The sequence below is a fragment of the Propionibacterium acidifaciens genome (assembly GCF_003798325.1).
Taxonomy (GTDB): domain Bacteria; phylum Actinomycetota; class Actinomycetes; order Propionibacteriales; family Propionibacteriaceae; genus Propionibacterium; species Propionibacterium acidifaciens.
Genome location: NZ_CP033719.1, coordinates 452,973 through 467,548, shown reverse-complemented (window position 1 = coordinate 467,548; position 14,576 = coordinate 452,973). Strand labels below are relative to the sequence as shown.

At 70.9% G+C, this 14,576-nt stretch carries 11 protein-coding genes and 1 rRNA gene; 11 read left to right on the top strand and 1 reads right to left on the bottom strand.

Annotated elements, in window-relative coordinates; genetic code table 11:
• Positions 1-21 precede the first annotated feature (21 nt).
• The 3 genes from EGX94_RS02030 to EGX94_RS02020 are packed head-to-tail and all read left to right on the top strand — an operon-like array spanning position 22 to position 3,075.
• Positions 22-771 carry an ABC transporter ATP-binding protein gene (locus EGX94_RS02030; protein ID WP_043120468.1) on the top strand — a complete coding sequence of 250 codons (750 nt, stop codon included), beginning with the start codon at positions 22-24 and terminating at the stop codon, positions 769-771.
• 10 nt (positions 772-781) lie between these two features.
• Positions 782-1,696 carry an ABC transporter ATP-binding protein gene (locus EGX94_RS02025; protein ID WP_021796673.1) on the top strand — a complete coding sequence of 305 codons (915 nt, stop codon included), beginning with the start codon at positions 782-784 and terminating at the stop codon, positions 1,694-1,696.
• Positions 1,693-3,075: an MATE family efflux transporter gene (locus EGX94_RS02020; protein ID WP_021796678.1), complete on the top strand. Its 1,383-nt coding sequence runs from the start codon at positions 1,693-1,695 to the stop codon at positions 3,073-3,075. Before EGX94_RS02025 ends, EGX94_RS02020 begins: the two co-directional genes overlap by 4 nt.
• Positions 3,076-3,100: 25 nt before the next feature.
• Here EGX94_RS02020 and EGX94_RS02015 read toward each other — a convergent pair whose 3' ends face one another.
• Complete coding sequence (locus EGX94_RS02015) at positions 3,101-4,315, bottom strand: pyridoxal phosphate-dependent aminotransferase (protein ID WP_021796679.1); 1,215 nt, start codon at positions 4,313-4,315, stop codon at positions 3,101-3,103.
• Between the two features lie 100 nt (positions 4,316-4,415).
• Here EGX94_RS02015 and argC point away from each other — a divergent pair, with 100 nt between their 5' ends.
• The 8 genes from argC to EGX94_RS01975 all read left to right on the top strand — a co-directional run bounded on the left by argC (position 4,416) and on the right by EGX94_RS01975 (position 14,423).
• Positions 4,416-5,447, top strand: a complete 1,032-nt coding sequence (gene argC, locus EGX94_RS02010) for an N-acetyl-gamma-glutamyl-phosphate reductase (RefSeq protein ID WP_028706512.1) — start codon at positions 4,416-4,418, stop codon at positions 5,445-5,447.
• On the top strand, positions 5,444-6,595 hold the full coding sequence (argJ, locus tag EGX94_RS02005) for a bifunctional glutamate N-acetyltransferase/amino-acid acetyltransferase ArgJ (protein ID WP_021796669.1): 1,152 nt from the start codon (positions 5,444-5,446) through the stop codon (positions 6,593-6,595). The genes argC and argJ overlap by 4 nt, the downstream gene beginning before the upstream one ends.
• Positions 6,592-7,500 (top strand): acetylglutamate kinase, encoded by a 909-nt coding sequence (gene argB / locus EGX94_RS02000; RefSeq protein WP_021796672.1) that lies wholly within the window; start codon positions 6,592-6,594, stop codon positions 7,498-7,500. The genes argJ and argB overlap by 4 nt, the downstream gene beginning before the upstream one ends.
• Positions 7,501-7,580: 80 nt before the next feature.
• Entirely contained in the window at positions 7,581-8,735 is a 1,155-nt protein-coding gene (locus tag EGX94_RS01995) for an acetylornithine transaminase (RefSeq protein WP_081707305.1), read from the top strand.
• A 10-nt stretch (positions 8,736-8,745) separates the two neighbouring features.
• A complete protein-coding gene (locus tag EGX94_RS01990; RefSeq protein ID WP_021796670.1) occupies positions 8,746-9,267 on the top strand; it encodes an arginine repressor in 522 nt (173 codons plus the stop codon).
• Between the two features lie 308 nt (positions 9,268-9,575).
• Complete coding sequence (gene argH, locus EGX94_RS01985) at positions 9,576-10,997, top strand: argininosuccinate lyase (protein WP_123825825.1); 1,422 nt, start codon at positions 9,576-9,578, stop codon at positions 10,995-10,997.
• 72 nt (positions 10,998-11,069) lie between these two features.
• Positions 11,070-12,335, top strand: a complete 1,266-nt coding sequence (gene tyrS, locus EGX94_RS01980) for a tyrosine--tRNA ligase (protein WP_021797382.1) — start codon at positions 11,070-11,072, stop codon at positions 12,333-12,335.
• Between the two features lie 568 nt (positions 12,336-12,903).
• A 16S ribosomal RNA gene (locus EGX94_RS01975) occupies positions 12,904-14,423 on the top strand.
• Positions 14,424-14,576 lie beyond the last annotated feature (153 nt).

Genomic DNA, 14,576 nt, shown 5'->3' with positions numbered 1-14,576 from the left:
GAGCTGCTCCGCGTCTGCGGGATGACCGTCAGCTACGACGGGGCGCTCGCCGTCGTCGACGTGAGCGTCGACGTGGCGCCCGGGGAGATCGTGGCCGTCGTGGGGGAGTCCGGCTCGGGCAAGACCACGGTGATCCGCTCCGTCCTCGGCCTGCTGCCGGCCAGCGGCAGGATCAGCGCCGGCGACGTCGTCTTCGAGGGGCGTTCGCTGGTCGGCCTGGGCCGGGCGCAGTGGCTCGACCTGCGCCGGCACCGCATGGCGATGGTCTTCCAGGACACCGGGGCGATGCTCAACCCCGTGCGGCGCATCGGCGGCCAGTTCGTCGAGTACATCCGCACGGCCGAGCCGGGCTGCTCGGCGGCGCGGGCCCGGCAGCGCGCCGAGACCATGCTCGGGCGCATGGCGCTGCCGGACCCGCACCGCGTCATGGGCTCCTACGCCTTCGAGCTGTCCGGCGGCATGCGCCAGCGGGTCGGCATCGCCATGGCGATGACCTTCAGCCCGGCCCTGCTCCTGGCCGACGAGCCGACGAGCGCCCTCGACGTGACGATGCAGGCCGAGATCGTCCGCCAGATGCTCGCCCTGCGCCGCGAGGAGGGCACGGCGATCATGATCGTCACCCACAACCTCGGCGTGGCCGCCCACATGGCCGACCGGATCATGGTCATGCGCGCCGGGCGCGTCCTCGAGCTCGGGCCGACCGAGCGGGTCATCGACCACCCCACCCATGAGTACACGGCATCGCTGCTGGCCAGCATGCCGTCGCTGTGAGGAGACGAACGTGTCCACGCCTGCGATGAGCGCCGAGGGGCTCACCAAGACCTTCCGCACCCCGGGCGGCGGGAGCCTCACCGCCTGCGAGGACGTCTCCGTCGAGCTGACGCAGGGCCGGACGGTCGCGATCGTGGGGGAGTCCGGCTCGGGCAAGAGCACCCTGCTGCGCATGCTCACCGGCCTCGAGAGGCCCACGAGCGGCCGGGTGCTCCTCGGCGAGCAGGAGATCCAGGACGTGCGCGGCTCGCTCCTGCGCGAGGTGCGCCGCCACGTGCAGATGGTCTTCCAGGACCCGCTGGGCTCCTTCGCCCCGCGCATGCGCATCGCTGAGGCGGTCTGCGCCCCGCTCATCAACTACGACGCGATCGGGCGCCGCGAGGTCGTCCCGCGGGCCCGTGAGATGCTCCGCCTCGTCGGCCTGTCCGAGCACCTCGTGACGCGCCGCCCCCACCAGCTGTCCGGCGGCCAGCTCCAGCGCTGCGCCATCGCCCGGGCGCTCACCCTCGACCCGCAGGTGCTCCTGTGCGACGAGGCCACCAGCGCGCTCGACGTGAGCGCCCAGGCCGAGATCATGGCCCTGCTGGCCCGGCTGCAGGACGAGCGCGGCATCGCCATCGGCTTCGTCTGCCACGACCTGGCGCTCGTCGCCCACTTCGCCACGACGATCCTCGTCATGCACCGCGGCCGCGTCGTCGAGCAGCTGCCCGCCGAGGGCCTCGTCGAACGGGCCCGGCACCCCTACACGCGCAGGCTCCTGGCGTCCGTGCTCGACCTGCGCGACCGCGACGGCCACCTCGGCCGGGAGCCCGGGGGCGGATCCCGCCCCCGGCCGCAGGACGAGGCCGCCGACGGCCCGCTCGTCGAGATCGCCCCCGGGCACCTCGTGGCCCGTCCCGCGTCCGGCGCCGGGGACGGTCGATGACGGCGGCGCCGGGACTCGGCGGGCGCCGGGCCCGGGTCGTCGACCTGACGGCCGGTCCGCTGGCGCGGGGGATCGTCCTCTTCGCCCTGCTGCTGCTCGGCGCCGCGCTCATCCAGCTGCTCTACAGCACCGTCGACCTCATGTTCGTCGGCCACGTCCTGGGCACCGGGGCGGCCGCCGCGGTCGGCGCCAGCGGCCTGGTCGTCACCTGCCTCGTCGGCATCTTCACGGGGCTCGGCACGGGCACCGGCGTGCTCATCGCGGGGCACTTCGGCGCCGGCCGGCACAACGAGGTCGAGCGCGTCATGCACACCGCGCTCACCTTCGGCCTCGCCGGCGGCCTCGTCCTCATCCCCGTGATGATCGCCCTCGCCCCCGCCCTCATGGCCCGGCTCGGCACGCCGCCGGAGATCGTGCCGTCGGCCGTGGTCTACCTGCGCATCTACCTGCTCGGCCTGGTGAGCGTCGTCCTGTTCAACATGGGATCGGGGGTCCTGCGCGCCCTGGGCGACTCGCTCACCCCGATGCGCTGCCAGCTCGTGGGCGGCGTGGTGAACGTCCTCGTCGACGCCCTGTTCATCGTCGTCCTGCGCTGGGGGATCGGCGGTGCCGCCGTGGCGACGCTCCTGTCGCAGACGCTGGCGGCCGGGCTCGTCCTCCTCGCGCTGCGCCGCCTCGACGAGCGCTACCGGCTGCGCCTGTCGCGCTTCCACCTGCACCCGGTCACGCTGCGCGAGATCCTCGCGATCGGCCTGCCGGCGGGTGCGCAGGCCCTCGTCATCACGCTGAGCAATGTCGCCGTCCAGTACCGGATCAATGCGCTGGGCATCTGGGACATCGCGGCCTTCACCGTCTGGTTCCGCGTCGAGAACTTCATGTACATGCCCATCATGGCCCTCGGCCAGGCCGCCTCGACCTGCGTGGCCCAGAACCTCGGCGCCGAGGACCGGCCGCGCACCCGGCGCGCGGTGCGGGCCTGCTGCCTCATCGGGGCGGTCGTGACGGTCGTCCTGGCCGGGGCTCTGCTCGTCGGCGTGCGCCCGGTCCTCGGCCTGTTCACCGCCGACCCCGAGGTGATCGCGCGCGGCACGACGATCGCCCGCATCGTCGCGCCCTGCTACGTGCTCTTCGCCCTCATGGAGGTCGTCTCCTCGTCGATCCGCGGCGCCGGGCGCGCCCTGCCCCCGATGATCATCGTCGTCAGCGCCCTGTGCGGCCTGCGGGTGGTGCTGCTCATGGCGCTGCCGCGGGTCTTCGGCACGGTCGGGCGCGTGGCCCTGCTCTACCCGCTGTCCTGGGTCGTCACCGACACGGCGCTGCTGGTCTACCTGCTGGCGCGCCGCCGGCTGCTGTGGGGCGATGCGCCCGCCGCGAGGTGAGGACGGTCGGGGCGGGGCCGGGCGCTCAGTCGCGGCGGGTCTCCTCGCAGTATTCGGCGAGGCGGGCGAGGGCCTCGCGCAGCACCTTCTCCTCGGGCAGCGCCACGAGGCGGAAATGGTCCGGGTCGGGCCAGTTGAAGCCGCGCCCGTGGCTGATGAGGATCTTCTTGCGGCGCAGCAGGCCCAGTGCCCACTCCTCGTCGTCCTCGATGGGGAAGCGCTCGGGGTCGAGGCGGGGGAACAGGTACAGCGCGCCGTCGGCCGGTACGCAGCTGACGCCCTCGATCCCGTCGAGCAGCCGCTGCGACAGCATGATCTGGTCGTGGAGGCGTCCGCCGGGGGCCACGAGGGCGTCGATCGACTGGTAGCCGCCCAGGCAGGTCTGGATGGCGTGCTGGGCGGGCACGTTCGCGCACATGCGCATGTTGGCCAGCAGGTGCAGGCCCTCGAGCAGGTCCTCGGCCGCGGCCAGCGGACCGGTGACCGCCAGCCAGCCGGCGCGGAAGCCGCAGGCGCGGTAGGCCTTCGACAGGCCCGAGAAGGTGAGGCACAGGACGTCGTCGCCGGCCGGGCCCGCCGCGTGGACGTGCTCGCCGTGGTAGATGATCTTCTCGTAGACCTCGTCGGAGAGGACGATGAGCCCGTGCTCGCGGGCCAGCTCGACGATGCCCCGCACCGTCTGCCCGCTGTAGACGGCGCCGGTCGGATTGTTCGGGTTGATGAGCACGATCGCCTTCGTGCGCGGAGTGATCCTCGCGGCGATGTCCGCCGGATCCGGGTTCCAGCCGTTCGACTCGTCCGACAGGTAGTGCACCGCCCGGCCCCCGCACAGGGTCACCTGGGCGGTCCACAGCGGGTAGTCGGGGGCGGGGATGAGCACCTCGTCATCGACGTCCAGCAGGGCCTGCAGGACGATCGAGATGAGCTCGCTCACGCCGTTGCCGAGCATGACCTGGTCGACGTCGACGTCGAGGCCCTTGGACTGGTAGTAGTTCGCCACGGCGGTGCGGGCCGAGTAGATCCCGCGCGAGTCCGAGTAGCCCTCCGACTCGGGCAGGTGGGCGACCATCGAGCGCACCACCGAGCCGGGCGTCTCGAAGCCGAAGGGGGCGAGGTTGCCGATGTTGAGCTTGAGGATGCGCTGCCCGGCGGCCTCCATGCGCTGCGCCTCGATCATGTTCCTGCCCCGCACGTCGTAGCGCACGCCGCGCAGTCTGGAGGCCTGGTTGTATGTGGTCATCGGAGCATCCTCGTCGGTCGGAACGGACTGCGCTCCACCCTAATCCGTCCCGCCACGGACGAGATCGCATAGTTATTTTCACCGTGGCATACTTATGCTCATGTCGTACACAGCAGCAGTCGCCGGGTGCACCGGCTACGCCGGGGGAGAGGTCCTCCGGCTCCTCGCCGGGCACCCGATGATCGAGATCGGCGCGCTCACCGCCGGGGCCAGCGCGGGGACCCTCCTGGGCGAGCACCACCCCAACCTCCTCGACCTGTACGACCGGCCCGTCGTGGAGACCACCGCCGAGAACCTCGCCGGCCACGACGTCGTCTTCCTCGCCCTGCCGCACGGCGCCTCGGCCGCCGTCGCCGACCTGCTGCCCGCCGAGACCCTCGTCATCGACTGCGGCGCCGACCACCGCCTCACGAGCGCCGAGCGCTGGAGGGCCTTCTACGGCACGCCCTACGCCGGCGCCTGGCCCTACGGCCTGCCCGAGCTGCCCGGCCAGCGCGAACGGCTGAGGGGCGCCCGGCGGATCGCCGTGTGCGGCTGCTACGTCGCCACGAGCACGCTCGGCCTGCTGCCGGCCCTCACCGGCGGCCTCATCGCCGGCCGTGACATCACGATCGCCGCGGCCTCCGGCACGAGCGGGGCCGGGCGCAACCCCCGGCCGAACCTGCTCGGCTCCGAGACGGCCGGCTCGGTGAGCGCCTACGGGGTGGGCGGCACGCACCGCCACATCCCCGAGATCCTCCAGAACCTCGAGCTCCTGGGGGCGCGATCGCCCTCGATCAGCTTCACCCCGCTGCTCGCTCCGATGCAGCGCGGCATCCTCGCCGTCATCACCGCGCCGGTCGACCCGTCGATCACGGCGGAGCAGGTGCACGAGAGCTATCGGAGCGCCTACGCCGACGAGCCCTTCGTCCGGGTGCTGCCGCCGGGCGTCTGGCCCGCCAGCGGCTCGGTGCTCGGCTCGAACTCGGTCGTCGTCAACGCGACCGTCGACGAGGCGGCCGGCCGGCTGGTCGCCGTGTCCGCCCTCGACAACCTCACCAAGGGCACGGCGGGCAGCGCCGTGCAGTCCATGAACCTCGCGCTGGGACTGACCGAGACGACCGGCCTGTCCACGATGGGAGTCGCACCGTGACCGTCACCGCACCCAAGGGCTTCCGCGCCGCCGGCGTCGCCGCCGGCCTCAAGGCGGGCGACCGGCCAGACTTGGCGGTCGTCATCAACGACGGCCCCCACGACGTCGCCGCCGGCGTCTTCACCTCGAACCGGGTCTGCGCCGCGCCGGTCATCTGGTCGCGACAGGTCCTCGCCGACGGCGCGCTGCGGGCCGTCGTCCTCAACTCCGGAGGCGCCAACGCCTGCACCGGAGAGGAGGGGCTGGCCGACTCGGCGGCCACGGCCGACGCGCTGGCCGGCCTGCTCGGCACGGCGAGCCACGACGTCGCCGTCTGCTCGACGGGGCTCATCGGCGAGCGCCTGCCCATGGACCGACTGCTGCCGGGAGTCGGGACGGCCGTCGCCGCGCTGTCCGCCGACGGCGGCGCCGATGCGGCCCGCGCCATCATGACCACCGACACCCGGCCGAAGACGGCCGTCCTCTCCGGCGACGGCTGGTCGATCGGCGCCATGGCCAAGGGCGCCGGCATGCTCGCCCCGGCCCTGGCCACGATGCTCGTCGTCATCACGACCGATGCCGTCCTCGACGCCGAGCAGGCGCGCACCGCGCTGCGCGCCGCCACCGAGGTCTCGTTCAACCGCCTCGACTCCGACGGCTGCCAGTCGACGAACGACACCGTGCTGCTCCTGAGCTCCGGCGCCTCCGGGGTGTCGCTCGACACGAGGGAGTTCGCCGCCGCCCTCACGACCGTCTGCCTCGACCTCGGCGCCCAGCTCCTGGGCGACGCCGAGGGCAGCGGGCACGACATCGAGATCCTCGTGCGCGGCGCCGCGAGCGAGGCGGACGCCCTCGAGGTGGGGCGCGCCGTCGCCCGCTCGAACCTGTTCAAGTGCGCCGTCTTCGGCAACGACCCGAACTGGGGCCGCGTGCTCTCCACGGTCGGTACGACGAGCGCAGCCTTCGAGCCGGACGAGCTCGACGTCTCCTTCAACGGCGTCATGGTCTGCCGTGGCGGCGCGATCGGCGAGGACCGCTCGCTCGTCGACCTGCGCCCGCGCCGGGTCGAGGTCGTCATCGACCTGCACGCCGGCGGCGAGCAGGCCCTGGTCTGGACCAACGACCTGACGTACGGCTACGTCAAGGAGAACGCGGAGTACTCCTCATGAGCAGGGTGCGCAGCATCGACCGGGAGGCGGCCATCGGCAAGGCGGGCACGCTCATCGAGGCCCTGCCGTGGCTCGAGCGCTACGCGGGGCGGACGATCGTCATCAAGTACGGCGGCAACGCCATGGTCGACGACGACCTCAAGCGAGCCTTCGCCGAGGACATCGTCTTCATGCGTCGCTGCGGGGTCAAGCCGGTCGTCGTCCACGGCGGTGGCCCCCAGATCAGCCGGATGCTCAAGCGCCTCGACATTCGTAGCGAGTTCCGCGCCGGGCTGCGCGTCACCACGCCCGAGGCGATGGACATCGTCCGCATGGTGCTCGTCGGCAAGGTGGGACGCGAGCTCGTCAACCTCATCAACGACCACGGCCCCTACGCGGTCGGGCTGTCCGGCGAGGACGCCAGGCTGTTCACCGCCGTACCGAAGAAGGTCAGGGTCGACGGCGTGCCGATGGAGCTCGGCCAGGTCGGTGAGGTCACCACCGTGCACCCCCAGGCCGTCCAGGACCTCATGGCCGCGGGCCGCATCCCGGTCGTCGCGACCGTCGCTCCCGGCGAGCACGAGGAGGTCTTCAACGTCAACGCGGACACCGCGGCGGCCGCCCTGGCCGTCGCGCTGGGCGCCGAGCGCCTCGTCATGCTCACCGACGTGGCCGGCCTCTACTCGGACTGGCCCGCCAGCGAGGACGTCATCACCCAGATCAGCGCGGGCGAGCTGCAGGAGCTGCTGCCCGGCCTGGTCTCGGGGATGCGCCCCAAGATGGAGGCCTGCCTGCGGGCCGTGCAGGGCGGGGTGAGTCGCGCCACGGTCATCGACGGGCGCGTCGAGCACTCGCTGCTGCTGGAGATCTTCACGAACGACGGCATCGGCACGATGGTCCGGGCCGAGGAGGACGAGGAACTGTGAACGATGAGGTCACCGGGAGGGGCTCCGACGCCCCGGCCACCAGCCAGCGGGCCTGGGGCGAGCGCTACGACAGGACCCTCATGAACACCTTCGGCCATCCCCGGCGCGTCTTCGTGCGCGGGCGGGGCGCCGACGTGTGGGACGCCGACGGCAGGCACTACACCGACCTGCTCGCCGGGCTCGCCGTGCACGCGCTCGGCCACGCCCACCCGGCCGTCCTCGAGGCGATCTCCGGGCAGGCCGCCACGCTCGGGCACATCTCGAACCTCTTCGCCTCCCCGCCCCAGATCGAGCTGGGGGAGCGGCTCGTCGGGCTGGCGACCCTCGATGCGCCCGGGACGCCCGCCCGCGTCTTCTTCGCGAACTCCGGCACCGAGGCCAACGAGGCGGCCTTCAAGCTGAGCCGCCGCACCGGCCGCGGCAGGATCGTCGCGATGGAGGGCTCCTTCCACGGGCGCACGATGGGCGCCCTGGCGATCACCCACAACGAGCACTACCGCGAGCCCTTCGAGCCACTGCCGGGCGAGATCGTCTGGGTCCCCTACGGCGACGTCCCCGCTCTCGAACGGGCCGTCGACGAGACGGTCGCCGCCGTCGTCCTCGAGCCCGTCCAGGGCGAGAACGGCGTCGTCGAGCCGGGCCCGGACTTCCTGCCCGCGGCCCGGCGCATCACGGCCGCCCACGGCGCCCTGCTGTGGATCGACGAGGTCCAGACGGGGCTGTGCCGCTGCGGCCGGTGGTTCGCCCACCAGCGCGCCGGCATCGCGCCCGACGTCATCACCGTCGCCAAGGGCCTCGCCAACGGCTACCCGATCGGCGCCTGCATCGCTCTCGGCGACGCGGCGGGCCTGTTCGGCCCGGGCCAGCACGGCACGACCTTCGGAGGCAACCCGATCGCCTGCGCGGTCGGGTGCGCCGTCCTCGGGGTCATGGCGGATGAGCGGCTCGCCGACCGGTCCGAGGAGCTGGGCGCCCACTTCGCCGGGGCGGTCATGGCCCTCGGCGATCCCCGCATCGACCTGGTGCGCGGACAGGGGCTGCTGCGCGGCATCGTCCTCAACCGGCCGATCGCCGCCGGGGCGGCCGATGCCGCCCTCGACGCCGGCTGGATCATCAACGCGCCGCGCCCCTCGGTGCTGCGCCTCGCCCCGCCGCTCATCGTCACCGCCGGGCAGCTGGACGCCTTCGTCGCCGCTCTGCCGGGTCTGCTCGACACGGTCCAGGAGCGCTCATGAGGGGGCGACCGTGAGCGCGAGCGCCTCGGAACGGGCGGGATCCAGCAGGGTCGCGCGCCAGGGCCTCATCCTGGAGCTGATCCAGGCCCATGAGATCGGCTCCCAGAACGAGCTGGCCGACATGCTGGCCGAGCACGGGATCAGGGTCAGCCAGGGCACCCTCAGCAAGGACCTGCTCGACATCGGCGCGGTGCGCGTCCGCTCGTCGGCGGGCGTCCTCGTGTACGCCCCGCCGGGCCTCGACGTCGCCTCGGACCGGACGCTGCGCGAGCAGCGGCTGGCCCGGGTCTGCGCCGAGGTGCTCGTCTCGGCGGAGGCCTCGGCCAATCTGCTCGTCATCAAGACGCCGCCGGGCGCCGCCCAGTACGTCGCCTCGGCCATCGACCGCGTGAGCCGGCCTGCGATCCTCGGCACCATCGCCGGGGACGACACCGTCGTGGTCGTCACCCGGAGCCCGGACGGCGGCCAGGCGGTCGCCCAGTACTTCCTCGCGATGGCCCGGACCGGCCGTCCGCCCGCGTACCGGGGGTGAGTCGTCGGCACCGACGACGCCCGCGCGCCGGGGCGGGCCGCCGGGCCGACGACGGGCGGCGCGCACCCGTGCCCGAAGGGGCTGCGGCCCGTCCGGGCACGGCGTTCCCACGGCGCCCGGTCGATGGCGCCGCCTCTTGGAGGAGCGCGTGCCTGCGGACGGGCGGTGCGGGCCCGGGCGGCGTCCTCGGACGTCCGCTCCGCCGGACCCGCCTCCGGGCGAGCGCGTGCGGGGCCGGGGCGCCGGCCCCGTAGAATCCACTGCGGTGCGACGGGACGCGCCGTACGACGAGCACGAGAGGCGAGGGCATGAGCGAGGGTCATCAGCAGGGTTTTCTGTGGGGCGGGCGTTTCTCCGGCGGTCCGGCCGAGGCGATGTTCGCCCTGTCGGTCTCCACCCGGTTCGACTGGCGCCTCGCCCCCGATGACATCGCCGGCTCCCGCGCCCATGCCCGCGCCCTGCACGCCGCCGGCCTGCTGACCGATGCCGAGCACGCCACGATGGACGCCGCCCTGGCGGGGATGGCCGAGGAGCTGGCCGACGGGCGGCTGCACCCGGCCCCCACCGACGAGGACGTCCACGGGGCCCTCGAGCGGATCCTCACCGAGCGGGTCGGGCCCGAGCTCGGCGGCCGGCTTCGGGCCGGCCGCAGCCGCAACGACCAGATCGCCACGCTCATCCGCAGCTACCTGCGCCGCGAGATCCGCTCCCTCGCCCTCGACGTCTGCGGGGTCGTCTCCGCCCTGTGCGCCCAGGCGCACGCCCATCCGTCGGCGATCATGCCGGGTCGCACCCACATGCAGACCGCCCAGCCCGTCCTGCTCGCCCACCAGCTGCTCGCCCACGCCTGGCCGCTGCTGCGCGACGTCGACCGTTTCCGGGACCTCGACCGCCGGTTGGCCGTCAGCCCCTACGGCTCCGCCGCCCTCGCCGGCAGCTCGCTCGGACTCGATCCCGAGCAGGTCGCCCACGACCTCGGCTTCGAGGACTCCGTGCTCAACTCCATCGACGGCACCTCGGCCCGCGACCTGGTGAGCGAGACCGCCTACGTCCTGGCGCAGATCGGCGTCGATCTCTCGCGCCTGTCCGAGGACGTCATCGCCTGGACGACCCCGGAGTTCGGCTTCGCCCGGCTCGACGACGCCTGGAGCACCGGCTCGAGCATCATGCCGCAGAAGAAGAACCCTGACGTGGCCGAACTGGCCAGGGGCAAGGCCGGCCGGCTGATCGGCAATCTCACCGGCCTCCTGGCCACCTTCAAGGGCCTCCCCACCGCTTACGACCGCGACCTCCAGGAGGACAAGGAGCCGTTGTTCGACGACATCGACCAGCTCCACGTCCTGCTCCCGGCCGTCGCCGGTCTGGTCGGCACCCTCGCCTTCGACGAGGGGCGTCTGGCGCTCGCCGCCCCGCGCGGCTTCTCCCTCGCCACCGACATGGCCGACTGGCTCGTCCGTCGCGGCGTCCCCTTCGCCCGCGCCCACGACATCACCGGTCGGGCCGTCCAGTTCTGCGAGGCTCACTCGTCGGAGCTGTCCGAGCTGAGCGACGAGCAGCTGGCCGGCATCGACCCGCACCTCGAGCCGTCCGTTCGCGACGTCCTGACGATCACCGGCTCGGTCGCCTCGCGCTCCGGCCGCGGCGGCACGGCCCCGCAGCGGGTCGCCGAGCAGCTCGCCGCCGTCGAGGACGCCGTCCGCGACGCCGCCGCATGGGGCGGGCGGGCCTGAGCCCCGCCCGGGCGGGGCTCAGGCCCGCCCGCCCCGTCCGCCCGGCCCGACGCCCTGGCATAGGCTGACCGGGTGAATGCGCTCCTCGACGACCTGGCATGGCGTGGCCTCATCTCGACGACCACGGACGAAGCGGCACTCGCCGCCCACCTCGACGAGGGGATGGTCACGAGTTATGTGGGCTTCGACCCCACCGCGCCGAGCCTGCACATCGGCCATCTCATGCAGCTCATCCTCGCCCGCCGGCTCCAGGAGGCCGGCCACCGCCCGCTCCTGCTCGTGGGCGGCGCCACCGGCCTCATCGGCGATCCCAAGATGACCGGCGAGCGCGTCATGAACACCAAGGAGACGGTGGCGGGCTGGGTCGAGTCGCTGCGCGACCAGGTGAGCCGCTACGTGAGCTTCGAGGGGGCCAACGCCGCCCAGATCGTCAACAACCTCGACTGGACGGCTGAGATGTCGGCCCTCGACTTCCTGCGCGACGTCGGCAAGCACTTCAGCGTCAACAGGATGCTGGCCCGCGACGTCGTGGCCCGCCGGCTCGACGAGGGCATCAGCTACACGGAGTTCAGCTACGTCCTGCTCCAGTCCCTCGACTACGCCGCCCTGCACGAGCGCTGCGGGTGCACCCTCCAGACCGGAGCCCAGGACCAGTGGGGCAACATCACCGCCGGCATCGACTACATCCGCCGCACCACCGGGGACGTCGTCCACGGCCTCGTGACGCCCCTTCTCACGAAGGCCGACGGCACCAAGTTCGGCAAGACCGAGAGTGGAGCCGTCTGGCTCGACCCCGAGCGAACCTCCCCGTACGCCTTCCACCAGTTCTGGCTGAACGCCGAGGACGCCAAGGTGGTCGACTACCTCAAGATCTTCTCCTCGCGCAGCCGCGACGAGATCGGCGAGCTCGAGGCGCTCACCCGGGAGGCGCCCTTCAAGAGGGCGGCCCAGCACGCCCTGGCCGACGACGTCACCGACCTGGTCCACGGCGTCCGGGCCCGCGAGGCCGCCGAGGCCGCCGCCGCGGCGCTCTTCGGCCGCGGCGAGCTGCGGGCCCTCGACGAGGGGACCCTCGCCATGGTCATGGCCGAGCTCGGGGCCGTCGAGCTCGGCCCGGTCGACGGCCGGCTGCCGCTCGTCACCGAGGCGCTCGCCGCCAGCGGAGTGGTGCCCTCGAGGTCCGCCGCCCGCCGGGCCGTCGCCGAGGGCGGCGCCTATCTGAACAACCGGCGGATCACCGACGTCGACGCGCGCCTGGACGAGGACGACCTGCTCGTCGGCAGGTACGTCCTGGTGCGCCGCGGCAAGCGCACCGTTGGGGGCCTCATCGTGCCCTGACAAGGCACGACGGATCCCTTCCGAGGTCCATGACCCATGGACTTGCACGGTGCCACGCTCGAGGGTATCATTCTCTCTCGCCCCTCGCGAGGCGGTCTTTCCCGAGACCCGCCGAGCAGGGGCCGTCCGACCGGATGACCGACGGCCATGAGTCATCGGTTCCGGTGGGGTGGGAGGTCGACAACGACATCCGAACTCCGTGCGGCCGACGGTGTCGGTCCCCGGGGCAGGAGTCGACTTGACTTCCACCGGTCGGTTCCCTAGAATTGATTGAGCTGCCGCAGGGCGGTGGTGTGAAGTGGGGATTCGGGTGGCCTGCTTTTTGGTGGGTTGTTCGGGCCGTGTGCGTGGCTGGGGCTTGTGTGGTTCTGGTTGTGTTGTGCGGTTGTTTCTTGATAACTCAACAGCGTGTTTTTCAGTCAGTGTTTTCTGTGTTGGCCTGTTGTGGGCCGGCATGGTTTTTCTTTGAGTGGACTTTTCTGTCCTGTCCGTTTTTCTGGATGGGGTCGGGGTTGTTCTCTTGTTGTTTTTGTCGGGCCGGGTTCTTCGTGGGTCTGGTCCGGTGGTTTTTACGGAGAGTTTGATCCTGGCTCAGGACGAACGCTGGCGGCGTGCTTAACACATGCAAGTCGAACGGTAAGGCGCTTTCGGGCGTACACGAGTGGCGAACGGGTGAGTAACACGTGAGGAACGTGCCCTTGACTTTGGTATAGCACTTGGAAACAGGTGGTAATCCCGAATATTCAGTTTCCCGGGCATCCGGGTTGTTGGAAAGCTTTTTGCGGTCAGGGATCGTCTCGCGGCCTATCAGCTTGTTGGTGGGGTAGTGGCCCACCAAGGCCTTGACGGGTAGCCGGCCTGAGAGGGCGACCGGCCACATTGGGACTGAGATACGGCCCAGACTCCTGCGGGAGGCAGCAGTGGGGAATATTGCACAATGGGCGGAAGCCTGATGCAGCAACGCCGCGTGCGGGATGACGGCCTTCGGGTTGTAAACCGCTTTCACCCATGACGAAGCGCGAGTGACGGTAGTGGGGGAAGAAGCACCGGCCAACTACGTGCCAGCAGCCGCGGTGATACGTAGGGTGCGAGCGTTGTCCGGAATTATTGGGCGTAAAGAGCTTGTAGGCGGTTGATCGCGTCGATAGTGAAATCCCGGGGCTCAACCTCGGGCTTGCTGTCGATACGGGTTGACTTGAGGAAGGTAGGGGAGAATGGAACTCCCGGTGGAGCGGTGGAATGCGCAGATATCGGGAAGAACACCGGTGGCGAAGGCGGTTCTCTGGACCTTTCCTGACGCTGAGAAGCGAAAGCGTGGGGAGCAAACAGGCTTAGATACCCTGGTAGTCCACGCTGTAAACGGTGGGTACTAGGTGTGGGTCGCATTCCACGTGATCCGTGCCGTAGCCAACGCATTAAGTACCCCGCCTGGGGAGTACGGCCGCAAGGCTAAAACTCAAAGGAATTGACGGGGCCCCGCACAAGCGGCGGAGCATGCGGATTAATTCGATGCAACGCGAAGAACCTTACCTGGGTTTGACATGTACTGGAAGCGCTCAGAGATGGGCGTGCCTTTTCGGCCGGTTCACAGGTGGTGCATGGCTGTCGTCAGCTCGTGTCGTGAGATGTTGGGTTAAGTCCCGCAACGAGCGCAACCCTCGTCCAATGTTGCCAGCAGTTCGGCTGGGGACTCGTTGGAGACCGCCGGGGTCAACTCGGAGGAAGGTGGGGATGAGGTCAAGTCATCATGCCCCTCATGTCCAGGGCTTCACGCATGCTACAATGGCCGGTACAAAGAGTTGCGAGCCTGTGAGGGTGAGCGAATCTCGGAAAGCCGGTCTCAGTTCGGATTGGGGTCTGCAACTCGACCCCATGAAGTCGGAGTCGCTAGTAATCGCAGATCAGCAACGCTGCGGTGAATACGTTCCCGGGGCTTGTACACACCGCCCGTCAAGTCATGAAAGTCGGTAACACCCGAAGCCGGTGGCCTGTCCCTTGTGGGGGGAGCCGTCGAAGGTGGGACTGGTGATTAGGACTAAGTCGTAACAAGGTAGCCGTACCGGAAGGTGCGGCTGGATCACCTCCTTTCTAAGGATGCCTGTCTTCTCGTGTCTGCTGGGGTTTCCTGGTGGGTGCGGGGCCCGTGCGCCGGCTCGTGCCGGTGGTGCGGGTCGGGCTTGTTTTTTTGTGGAGGGCTGGCTGGGGGCACGCTGTTGGGTTGTGAGGGAGCGGCCGTGCGGT